Here is an 11,588-nt window from a genome sequence, read left to right on the forward strand (position 1 = left end):
TGTGTGAGATGTCAATTCAGTAATGTGTGATTATAAAAAATTTGAATAGAATTTAATTAGAGGCTGTTTTTAATGTGTAAGTACTGGCCGTTGCTTGAATAGCAGCCAACTTTATGTGATTGCTCCACCATTCCATCATAGGACGCCTGCGTTCTATATATTCAGCACGGTTGTACGCTTTACGAACATCATTATTGTCAACATGAGCTAATGCAACTTCAATTAGTTCAGCATCCCAGCCCTGTTCATTTAAGGTTGTACTTGCAATAGATCTTAAGCCATGACTGACTAAACGGCCTTCAAACCCCATCCGTTTTAAAGCCATGTTAGCTGTTTGTGCATTACTATGGCTTTTAGGGTCACGATCAGCAGGGAATACATAGTTTCTGTGACCACTGATAGGCTTTATTTCTTCTAAAATAGCTAGAGCAGCATCTGTCAAAGGAATAGTGTGGGGGCGGCGCTTTTTCATGCGCTCTGCAGGAATAGTCCATAGCTTATTTTCAAAATCTATATCTGACCATGAAGTTGTTGCTGCTTCCCCTGGTCGAGTCATTGTATGTAATTGCCACTCAATTAATAATTTTGTTACCTTTTTTATGCTAGCTGAGCTAATGCAGCGCATAAGCTCTGGTAACTCTTCAGGTTTTAGTGATGGCATATTTTGTTTTTTAGGCTTTTTAAATACATCTCTAATGCCAGATAATGGATTGGCATTGATAGTTCCTGAGTTCACAGTAAAGGTAAATATCTCATTCAAGCGTTGGGATAAGCGTTTAACAGTTTCTAAGCTACCCTTAGATTCAATAGGTTTTAAAGCAGCAATAACAACAGGTGCTGTTATTGTAGAAATAGGGTGGCTTCCAAGTGTTGGAAATATATGTAGGGTCAATGAACGCCATATGTCTTCAGCGTACGCAGGTGTAACATTATCTTTTTTTATCTCAAACCAGTTTGCTGCTATCTTTTCTAGAGTATAAACAGCGATTTGTTTGTATTGTTCTTGAGCCGCCTCCATATGAAAGGACAGCGTCTTTGTCGGATGGTTTGGTGTTTTTTATCAGACGATCACTAAGCCGTGCTTTTAGCCCTGCCATCATCTTTTCCTCTGTTATTTAGTATTCCAAAAATACGTGGAATACTAAAAGAGGTAGATTTAGGTAAATGCCAATAGACAGCTATAGACGGTTAAAGCCTGATTTTACTAGAGTTTAGGCATAAAAAAAGACGTTCTTGGACGTCTTTGGATTGTGTTCGGGTGGTGGGGTGGAATCCTGCGCCAAACCTATGTAACTCAGTGCCTTAGAACCGCTGCGAACTTTTGCGAAAAGGTGCGGAATCCAGCCCCAACTGATAACGATCCTACCAGTTCTGGCCGGCCGAGGTCATCAGCCAGTTGCCTAAGCCCGGACTCCAGTTCGATTCCCGTTTGAGGAGTTGAGCCCACGTCCATAACTCCGGATCGTTGGCATGGTTTCACTGAGCCGAATCGGCTTCGGGAAGGACCGCGTGCTTTCGAAGTAAGCACCGGAAGAATGCTTCGATCCGTTCCGCCGCCCCGTGACCGGTGAGTTCGTTGGCCCCGAAACAATAGACCTCGTACCTAGCGAGCTGGAGGTCACGATCGGCCGCCACCATGTCCGCGTACCTGGCGAGGGATGGCTTCCCGTCTTCGGCGAAGTGCTGAGATCCGTCAACCTCGACGACCACACGGCTTGCGTCGCTGAACAGGAGTAGGAAGTCCATGCGTTGCCGAGACAGGCGTCCAACCCCGCCGAGCTACGCCAGCGTGTATGGGTCGTAATGCAGATGGACCTGCGGAATGAGGGCTGGCAGCTTATCGCCGAGATCCTTGAATGCCCGATAGTAGACGCTGAATACGTTTCGTTCGCCGTCCGATGCGAGAGATGCCATCAGACGTTGAGAAAGCGATCGCCGTGCATCTGATTCGTCCTGGATGCTTTGCCGTTTTTTCCACCACGACAGCATCTCCTCCTTGGTAAGTCCGTTGGCCTGAATCGGGCGGTCGTACACGAGGCAGTGCTCTTCATTCCTTACGATTCGGATGTCGTTGTTGATGGCATCTTGGATGACGATCTCGGGCTTCGGACCCGTTGACGCGAAGATCAAATTCTTGGGCGCGCTAGATACGCCACCACTGATTCGATTCACCGCGAACACCGAATGTCCTGAGATGCTTCCCGATGGCTTTAGCTGGAAGCCGTCCGCCTTAAGGAGAGTATTCAGTGTCTCAACGAGCTGCGCCTGCTCCTTTCCTCTTCGGGCATTTGGAAAGACGACCGCCTCAAGCAGCTTGAAGAACAGTTGTCGGGAGCAGCTCAGTGCGCCCACCACCTCGAGCAATTCAGCGTTGGTCCAGTCGGCGTTGGTCACGCAGTGCCGTATAATGGACTCCTCCAAGTTTGCCTCGAAGCCTGCGCCACGCATTTCCGGTAATGGCCAGATCTTGGACAATTGCTCGACAAGCGGGAGTTCTCCGAAGAGATCTATGTCGTTCAGCAGCTTGAGAATCAAGCGCCGCGTGAGTTCAGTAACTGCCTGGCCGTCGCTCGACTCGTCCAACAGTCGGAGAAATTCGCTCAGCGAAAAACAGATGTGATCCTGCTCAACCTGGCGTGCGAGCTGGAGAAGCTGATCGTTGCTCAGTCCTTGGAGGCGGCTTCGCACTTACACGTGCTTGCTGGAGTGCGCTTCGCTACCTGCCCCGGTAGCTAATCCGAGCCGCTCGCATTCCGCCGGCAAGTCATACGCCTTTACTGAATGAAGGGTAGCGGCAATCAGCTCGATCAAATCAGGCCTTTTGCCCTTGAACAGTGAGCTTCCGTCTCGCGGTGTGCTGCTGGATAAGTTATATGACATCGAATCTATTTCCCTGATCAGTCGCTGGCCCACAGCCGTTCGTCATCCTGGGTCGCGGCCCAGAAATCATCGAACAGGGCCAGCTTGGCTTCGTCCTTGGTTACGTAGGTCTTGGTGCTGAACCGGCTCCCGATCCGGTAGCCCCATCGCTTGAACTTGTTCATGTGGACGCCGAGGTTGTGCCCATCGACGTTCAGAAAGCTGTTCCCCTTGGCGGACACCCGCCACTTGCGCTGCAGCCATCGGGTTCGGCGTGCTATTCGGTTGCGCAACTTGGCCTCACGCCGTTTCGGCCCCACGTAGTCGCCGCTCATCTTCTCGGCGCAGACGCACCCGACGTCGAAAGTCTCGTCCAGATCCGAGTGCTCCATGATATGGACGTAGCGGATCTTCTCGTTGCCGCACATCTGGCAGGTCGCGTAATTGGTTTCGTCCGCCGACTCGCCGTCGGCCCGTAGGTCGATCACATCTAGGCAGTGCCATCCTTTGTGGGGCACACTCGGCTGGTCCCATCGATTTCCACTCACAACTGACCTCCCTGATCCTAGGTCATCGAATATTTGCTTGTATGGCATCCCACGCCACATCCCAGCGTATCCGCTCCTGTTCGAGGCGGACTTGTTGACCACAGGCATTTCCCTTGATTGACTGATAGAGCTTTTGTTCGGTACGGGTGAGTAGTGGCAGCTCTGTGGAAGAGTGCTGGTCTTTCTCTTCGACCCATAAATCACGATGACTCATCAGTGTTGACTCATCCATAAGCACAGTTCTTAGGCTAGGGATGTATGTTCTGGCTCGATTAAGAATAGCAAAGCCATGCGTATCAATGTCACCCCAGTAGATGCATTGCGCCTGTTGTAGCCATGGAAGCTGTCCCAAAACGTCAACCGCGTAACCTAGGCGCATGATCACAACCGCCCCTGGTAGGTCATCGAATGCAAGTCCAGTTTGCAGATTCTCAACAACGAAGACATTCCTTGGTTGAATGCCAACGCTTGCCATCTCTTCACAAGGAGCAGAGATATCGCTAAGACCACCTAAACGGGCTCTTAGCACTGGGTCTAGGACGCGCATGCGCATTAACTGCGGCTGTGCCCTCAAGCCACAGCGGCTGAAGAAGTTTCGCTCTCCTGAGGGGTCACCCTGAAGCGATGCAATCAAGTCAGAGATAATGCCCTTTCTGGAGTCCAACCATTTGCTGTCGGCACCGGCAACCGGAATTTGTCGTGGGTAGAGATTCGATTTCGGATTGCGGATGATCCAATCCAGCATATCAGCCAGTCGATGGAAATCGGCATCGCTGTAGTCAGCGAGGACATCAAAATATCTCGGCAACTGCTGCGCAAGCACCGGCCAGCGAGCAGTGAGCGTCTGATACCGAGACAGGGCACGAACCCACCGTGCGGATGCACCGACCCACAGGGCAACATCTTCAGGGCCTTGTAACGCCAGTTTCTCTGGCAGTCGCTGGACGCCAAGCGCTTTCCACCGGCGCTCACACCATGACAGGGTGCCGACTCCTTGCCAGCCTTGCCATGCGCTCACCCAAGCGCGAACGCCGTCGACTTGCCTCAGCGCGGCCTGTTCCGTCGGTATACCAAGCGGAACTTCCAGTGGCCATTGGTTCTCGCAAGCATCACCGACCAACCACTCGCGATGCTTGCTCTGAAAGCGACGAGCGAGAAACTGTCTAACATCTTCAGGAAGCTTCAACGCTAGCCTCCTCTCGAGCGTGCTCCGGCAGCTTCAACCGCTGGCGGTCTCCGTCATACTCGATCAGCAGGACGCCTGATACTCGCCGGTCGCTGATATCCACGAAGCAGGCGCCACCTATGAAAGGTTCGAGGGTCATGACGGACTTCAGCGGCGTAGCGACCACCATTTGAAATCCGAAATTGGTAAAGATGTTCATCGCCAAAGCGGTGAATTCGTTGTCAGCCTTGTCGAATGCCTCATCAAGCACGACGGGTGCATACATCGGCACACCGTGGTCGTTCCCGCCCAACTGATACCGCAAGGCAGCGGCCAAACACGTGGTAGCTAACTTCTGGCGCTGACCTCCAGACTTACCCGCACCGCTTCGGTAAATCTCGACTTCGACACCTCCTTCATCGATCTCCCGTCCGATAAACTCAACATGCTGTCGAACGTCGAGTACAGTCTCACGCCAGCGCTTTTGCTCGGGGTCCTGACTGGCGAGTCGGTCAACAAGTCTGCGCAGGGCCAGGAACCGCGCCTCGGCAAACTCGCGATCCTCGGTCCATGCATGGCTAAGCGCTTGCTGGATCTCGTGCTTGAACTCCTTGACGTCAGCAAGTTGCCGGTCGCTGGCGTCAATGTGGAGATAGGTGCGTTGATTGGTGCTTTGGTTGAAAGGCACCTGGCCAAGGCTGTCGTTAACCAGATCCATCCGTTCAAGGATTGCCTTACGTGCGTCGTTCAGGTAAATGGAGAGTGCTGCCAGATTCTGGCTACTTTGGTTCTGCAGCAGTTCGAAGAATCGTTGCTCGTAGGCGGGCAGGCCATCCGTCTCCAGTCGAACCAACTTGGCGAAAAAGTCTGGTGCGCTGGCCAGACTGGTATCCATGTCGCCAGCATCCATGGGCCACTGTCGTTTGAAATCGGCAAAGCGCGTTTCTATTTCCTTCTCGCAAACGCCAATTCCACGGTTGACCTCTTCAATCTCCGCATTGAGTGCGCGCTCAACAGAGGTTGCAACCTTGTCGAGGTTTTCGAGCCTGACTACGTCTGACTGTTTGGCGAAGCGTTCATCGAGCCCCGCGGCCTGATGGGGAGTCAGTGAAACTTTGGAAAGATCTTGAAGAAGGGCTTCCAGTTTCTGCGTGCTGTCTTTGATCTGCTTGAGAACTGAGTCGTGCGCCACCTTGGCTTCTCGAAGATTCTTGTCAGCCTGATCAACCAGATCCTTGTGTTTGTCGATCCGCTCACTGATTTGCAGCAAGGCTGTATTGCCTTCCCGCGCCTCACGAATCTGTCGGTCGATGGTGGAAATGCGGTCCAGCAACGGGATTACATCGATTTCCCGCCACTGGAGATTTACTAGGGTCTGGCACTGCATCGCTCGGGTTGCCCGATTCTTGTCCTGGTCGGCGAGAGTATCGATTTCTCCTGTGAGGCGCGTAATCTTGGCAACTAGTTCTTGGGCCTGCGCTTGAAATAGCGCAAGCTTCTCGCGGTTATCGAATCCGAGCACCCAGTTTCGTCGGTCACCGACACTTCTGCGGTCGTCCTTCTCATGCCGGGTTTTGCTGTGCTTGACCTGGCCTTCTCGGGTGATGGCTCGGTCGGTGCTCCTGAACGACTGAATGGAATCGACGCACGCGTAATCGAAGCGTTGCCGTAGCTCGGCCTGCAGCCAGTCGGCATACGTACCCTCTTTGACGTTCAACTTGAGGACGAGCGAGTTAGCCCCGATTGGCTTTGCCTGCCAAGTCTCTGGGCGGCCTGTTCGGTAGTACACCAGACGCCGCCCAAGATGGGTGTTGTTGATGTGATTGGCTAGCGCTGAATACTGGCGCTCATCCACCAAGAGTGAGAGAGCAAATCCGTGCAGTACGCGCTCGATAGCACCTTGCCACTCAAACTCATCAGGCTTGACCTCGATGAGTTCGCCAACGAAAGGCAGCGCGGACTCCGAGATCCCGATGGCGGCGGCGATGTCTCGCCGCATTTCCAGCATGTCGGCTGGAATGTTCGATGGCTGGCGCTGGAGTGCCTGCACCTCTTTTTGCGCTTGCGAAAACGTGGTTTCGGCATCCTTCTTTTCTCTGTCCAGGCGGAACTGCTCGGTGCGGCTATCGTTGCTGCGTTGCTCCCAGTTTTCGACTTCCAGACGCGCGCGGCCCAACAGTTCCGCGAAGGCTTGAGGCGAATCCGGTAGGCTCCAGCCCAGCTTCTTGCAAGCCTCTTCGGCCTGACTGCGTTTGCGCAGACGTTCTGTGCGCTGGCTCTCTAGCCCTGACTTGTCGACCTCCCATTGCTCGATCTGATCACCGCCTGCTTCACGGTGCTGTTGCTGCAAGTCGCGCAAGGTTGTGGAGTGGTTATCCAAGTTGCCTTGACGTCGAATCACTTCGCCTTCTATGCCAGTGGCTTGAACTTCCAAGGATGCCACGTGCTCCTTGAGAAGCTCGATGCGTCGGGTCTCCCGGTAGCCATCAACGCTCAGTCGAAGCTCATCCAAACCATTGCGCTGCAGCATCAACGAGTCCCTGTGCTGGTGCTGATCCCGCGCTGGAGCAAGCGTTTGAACCTGCTCGCGGGCCGTGACTACTGCCTGGTGGGCAGCATTGAGTTCACCAAATTCGCTAACTAAGCGATCCGCCACCTCGAAGGTCTCGGGCTTGTCGAGCATGAAGTCGCGCAGGAAGGTATTGAGGTCGCCGAGATTCTTGGCCGACTGGGTTTTGTGCAGCAAACGCAGCGCCATTTCGCTCTCGATGCCGAGCAGGCGGCAGAATCGTTCGCAGTAAGGGCGAAATTCGTCGCGGGCGAATGCCTCTGGGAAGGATTGCTTGAGCTTCCGGATGTCGAAGTTGGATTGGCCAAAGTCCTCCAGCTCGCGCAGGTCTAAGGTCCGCTCCATGACAAGGTAGTAGCGTTTGACGTCTGTGCTGCCGTTCGCATTGCCCCGCAGCCAGAACACCTGAACCAGCACCACAGACTGACCCAAGGCATTCTGGTAGGTCAACGCCAAGGCTGACCAGGTCGTTCCAGCGCGCAGGTAACGGGTTGCGATCTCTCCCGACTCCCCATCCTTCTGTTCAGCCCACGCACCACGTATGTAGGTGACGAGGTTCCGGTCACGGCCACTGCGGTCCACCTCGCGCGCGGCCGCGTTGAAGTCAATCCAGCGAGGTGGTGTCAGCAACGCCGAGAATGCATCGAGCAGCGTCGACTTACCAGCGCCGGATCGACCCACAAACAGAAAGCCTCGTTCGCTGATCGGCACGTCGTGCAGACCGGAGAAAGTGCCCCAGTTGTAAACCTGCAGGCGTTTCTTCGGCTGCCATACGCTGATACAGGCGCGTTAGTGTTTGTATCTCTTCTGCCGAGAAAAGGAGTTTCAGCGTCGGCGAAATTTCGAAGCGATCCTCGCTTGAGCGAATTTTCTGCAGGATACTGTGCTTTTTGATCTTCTCAATGGAGGCGTGAACTCGTTTCACGAACCCCGCACGGTCGGTATTGGCGGTGCGTTCATACAGGGAGAGGAACTCCCTGATCTCGTCTGACGATACCACGGCACGGTCGCCCTGCGAGTCCGCCTGGGTCAATCGCTGGCGAAGGTGGAGCAACAGAATGGAGTCAATAAAGGTCAGTTGGGCGCGACGCAGCAGGAGGGGCACTTCGAGGTCGCCGGTATCTGCCTGTCGCGTGAAGGCCACTTGCACGTCTCGGTCGATAACCAGTTCGAGAAACAGCTCGGCAAGCTGTCGACGGATCACTGCTTCGTCTCGTAGCAAAATCGGCCAGAGTTTTGGATGCCGACGTCCGTCGAGCGATGGCCCTGCGAGCAGTTGCACTAGGGCGCGCCGGGTATCCAGTGGCAACTCGCCGCTGTCGCCCATGAACAGGGTGTTGGTCAGTGCCTGAGCGGCATCTGGTGCTTGTGCTTCGGCTGGCATTGCCGATTCGTCGTTCTCAGACCAGTTCATTGGCCCGCTCCCTCAAAAAGAAGATCTTTGGAATTCGGGCGCTACGATGCTCGTCGTCGCCTCCAACCCAGCCTACGGTTTCACTGTGGTCGGCTTTGAACCCGTGCCGACTGCCTAGCGCTAGTAGGCCTACAACGCTGCCCAGTCCCTGAGCAGCGGGAAACTGCTCTAGCACGTCGGCAATCGATGCTTGGGAGCGTTGCTCTAGGACTGCCAGCACGTTGGCCTTCAGTGTTCGGAAGTCGATCTCGGACTGCGCGACCAGTTCGCTCACTGACTCCAGGTCGATTGGCGGCGCATCCCCTTCTGCCATCTGCCCAGGCAATGCTTGCAGGGACGGGTCGTGCAGCACCCATTGGGAGAAGGATCGCAACCGACTGCTCGTGAGCTCCAGCGTGTACTGGAGGGCTTCTGTGGCCTTGATTTCGTCCTTCAGGGTCAGGGCTGCTCGCTGAGCGTCTTTCAGCAGATGATTGAGTCGGCGTTGCTCGAGGTATTCACGACTCTGGACGAAGTGCTTCAGGCTGCGCGCGAAGGTCTGGAGCACCTCGTGGACCATGCCACCCTGCTCAAGAAGGGTACGCGTCAGTCGCAGAAGGAAGCGACGCTCCTTGGCTTCGAGGTGCTCAACGAACTCCCGCGACATGACGCTATCAAGCGCCTGATCAAGCGTGGCTGCTTGCTCCGGGTCCGTAAGCAAGCGCCAGAAAGCGGAGAAGGTCCTTCCGGCGTCGCTCTCTGAAATCAGGTCGATTCCGGCGAATAGCGAATCCAGCACATCACCACGATTGCCATCGTTGTCCATAATGCGTTCGCGGAGATCGCGGTTGAGCTGCTCGAACTGATCGCGAACTCGGCGGAAATCACCGGCTAAATCGTCGGCCAACGTGATGATCTCCCGCGTTCGTTCGAGCGCCGTTGTATGGGGCAGCACGCGCATCTGCCCCTTCTGGATGGCGTCTATCTCTTTGTCGATGCGGGCTTGCTCGGCCATAAGTCGATCGATGCGGCGGAACTTGTCGGTGTCAGTGTCCTCGGCAAGTCGGGCCAAGGCCTCGATTACGAGAGTTAGGCGGCTTTCGGTCGCAGCGGAGTGCGGCTGTGCCAGTCCAGATACAAACCGAATGGCTTCGACGGCCGCCGTGGAGAGCTCATATTCCTCCTCTGAAGCGCCTGCCGGAAAGCGTCGTTCAAGGTAGCCATCAGCGAGCCAGCTGGCGACATACGCTTGTGCCGTTTGGGGAAAGTCTTCCCCTTGGGCGCGCAGCTCTTCCAGGCCCTTTGCGATGCGTTCGTGAAAAATGGAGGCCGGGAGGCTTCGCTCGCCTTCATAGAGGTGAGATTGAAGCAGGCCAATGACGGTAGGTCCGGTAGTTGAGGCAAGCAGACGCCACAGCGGCTGCGCCCGCATGCGCCGGTAGGTCGCGATGGCTTTGTCTGCTTTCACTCCCATACTCCAAAGTGTGGGCATTGCCCGTCATGTGGTAATCACAATGCAACCCATACAAGACTCAAATACATTGCATTACCACATTCTAGAGTAGCTTATATACTTCCCGCAATAACCAGTACAAGCATTCGTTAACCCGATAGAGTACTCAGGAATGCCCAAAGAAGAACTTGCAGAACTGACACAGCCTCAGCGCGAGCGGCTGGCGTTCATTGAGCTGAGTGTGCGCTTCGTGGAGGGAGGTCCGTCGGCAGGACTTGGTCGTATGGTTTGATCTGGCGGGCTTTACCCCGTTTCCCCCCACCACTGACGACCACGGTCCGCCAGCCGGCCAGTGTTGCAGGTAATCGGCATCAGCGTTCGCCGCCGCGATGATTGGAAACAGGAAATCTCGAGGCGACGCCACCACGTCCTCTAGGCGCAGCGTTTCGAGTCTGTTTTTTCCCTGAAACGCCTGTCACTGCGTCTGTTTTTGCGCATCTTGCGCAAAACCATCTGTCAGGCCAAAGGGGATGACCTAGGGCAACATCGTCTTGCGTCGATCGAAGGTTACCTGAATCGCGCATCGCAGGGAGTCACCGTCAATTCGGTGTACCGCAACAAGATCCAAAGGTCTAAGTAATCCTTTATTCAGTTGTTGGCGATGCCGAGCGAGATCAAAGTCTCCAGCTTTTCTGCCACCACGGTGTAGCGCGGATAGACGCGCAGTTTCGGCGCCGCGAACTCCGACAGTATCACGGGGTACTGGACATCTTCCGGCCTTGGTGTGACGGCATCGCCGAAATCTATGTCGACCTGAATGGAGCAGCGTGCTCCAACTGAGGCTGTGAAAATAGGAAATGGGCGTATAAGCCCAGTTGCTATAGTTCATCGTGCAAACCCAAATGTAGTGAATCACTTATACCAACTTCCAAAAACTATAAGCAGTATGATTTTAGGGAAGCCTCATTTTAAAACCATGATTTATGGTATGTCTCGCACTGAACTAGAAACATTAGTCGTAAAAGTAACTAAAGAAGCAAATAGATTTTTTTATCAAACTAGGTATGTTAAGGACCCTAAATTTGATGCTGTAATAAATGGCATACGATTTTGGGGGCACAGCGTTTCAAATAAACGTGCTACAAGTGTATACTCGGTATTAAAGGATGCAAAATAGAATGAATTGGATTAGAAAAGCTCAATTATACATGCATGAAAACTATGCGGAAGATACAAACGCGGTTGAAGTTTTATATTTTGTTAAAGCAATAAATGAAATAAGAGGGGGAAATATAAAAAATTTTTAAGAACTATAACGGATGACTTAGAGTACCATTTAGGTGAAGGATATCATTTCTATTTAGAGAGCTATGTTAATGAGGATGGTAAAGAATTTATAGACAAGTATAGTGCTGAAATTGCATATGGTGATTCCGATGATAATTTTTTAAATATTAAATATACTGTATTAATTGATACTATAGAATGTATAACTAAATTTTATTTAGAAGAATTTCCAGAAGATACAGAAATTTTTTTATCATATATTCAAGACTTAAGAGCACATTTTGCTAAGCATTTAGAAAATGCTGAGATTGCAG

At 53.2% G+C, this 11,588-nt stretch carries 8 protein-coding genes and 2 pseudogenes; 2 read left to right on the forward strand and 8 right to left on the reverse strand.

Going from position 1 to position 11,588, the window contains the following annotated elements:
• Positions 1 to 52: 52 nt before the first annotated feature.
• The 7 genes and pseudogenes from VQ643_RS09410 to VQ643_RS09440 all read right to left on the reverse strand — a co-directional run.
• Positions 53 to 964, reverse strand: a pseudogene (locus tag VQ643_RS09410) (tyrosine-type recombinase/integrase); the annotation flags it as partial.
• A gap of 815 nt (positions 965 to 1,779) precedes the next feature.
• Complete coding sequence (locus VQ643_RS09415; protein WP_414199515.1) at positions 1,780 to 2,688, reverse strand: hypothetical protein; 909 nt, start codon at positions 2,686 to 2,688, stop codon at positions 1,780 to 1,782.
• 209 nt (positions 2,689 to 2,897) lie between these two features.
• Positions 2,898 to 3,407 (reverse strand): hypothetical protein, encoded by a 510-nt coding sequence (locus tag VQ643_RS09420; RefSeq protein ID WP_414199516.1) that lies wholly within the window; start codon positions 3,405 to 3,407, stop codon positions 2,898 to 2,900.
• 22 nt (positions 3,408 to 3,429) lie between these two features.
• Complete coding sequence (locus VQ643_RS09425) at positions 3,430 to 4,593, reverse strand: Wadjet anti-phage system protein JetD domain-containing protein (RefSeq protein WP_414199517.1); 1,164 nt, start codon at positions 4,591 to 4,593, stop codon at positions 3,430 to 3,432.
• Positions 4,580 to 7,852: an ATP-binding protein gene (locus VQ643_RS09430; RefSeq protein WP_414199518.1), complete on the reverse strand. Its 3,273-nt coding sequence runs from the start codon at positions 7,850 to 7,852 to the stop codon at positions 4,580 to 4,582. Before VQ643_RS09430 ends, VQ643_RS09425 begins: the two co-directional genes overlap by 14 nt.
• Positions 7,800 to 8,555, reverse strand: coding sequence for a DUF4194 domain-containing protein (locus tag VQ643_RS09435; protein WP_414199519.1), 756 nt, complete (start codon positions 8,553 to 8,555; stop codon positions 7,800 to 7,802). Before VQ643_RS09435 ends, VQ643_RS09430 begins: the two co-directional genes overlap by 53 nt.
• Positions 8,542 to 10,002 (reverse strand): DUF3375 domain-containing protein, encoded by a 1,461-nt coding sequence (locus VQ643_RS09440; protein ID WP_414199520.1) that lies wholly within the window; start codon positions 10,000 to 10,002, stop codon positions 8,542 to 8,544. The genes VQ643_RS09435 and VQ643_RS09440 overlap by 14 nt, the downstream gene beginning before the upstream one ends.
• Before the next feature lie 157 nt (positions 10,003 to 10,159).
• On the opposite strand from VQ643_RS09440, the pseudogene VQ643_RS09445 reads away from it, so the two are divergent.
• Positions 10,160 to 10,283 (forward strand): annotated as a pseudogene (locus VQ643_RS09445) (WYL domain-containing protein); the annotation flags it as partial.
• A gap of 352 nt (positions 10,284 to 10,635) precedes the next feature.
• Here VQ643_RS09445 and VQ643_RS09450 read toward each other — a convergent pair.
• The gene (locus tag VQ643_RS09450; RefSeq protein WP_414199523.1) at positions 10,636 to 10,869 is read right to left on the reverse strand and encodes a nucleotidyl transferase AbiEii/AbiGii toxin family protein; all 234 of its coding nucleotides are present in this window, start codon (positions 10,867 to 10,869) and stop codon (positions 10,636 to 10,638) included.
• Between VQ643_RS09450 and VQ643_RS09455 the strand changes: the two genes are divergently transcribed.
• Positions 10,805 to 11,164: a hypothetical protein gene (locus VQ643_RS09455; RefSeq protein WP_414199521.1), complete on the forward strand. Its 360-nt coding sequence runs from the start codon at positions 10,805 to 10,807 to the stop codon at positions 11,162 to 11,164. The two genes, VQ643_RS09450 and VQ643_RS09455, sit on opposite strands and share 65 nt — an antisense overlap.
• The last annotated feature ends 424 nt before the right edge of the window (positions 11,165 to 11,588 follow it).

The sequence above is a fragment of the Pseudomonas sp. F1_0610 genome, assembly GCF_047470865.1.
Taxonomy (GTDB): Bacteria; Pseudomonadota; Gammaproteobacteria; order Pseudomonadales; family Pseudomonadaceae; genus JAZDRH01.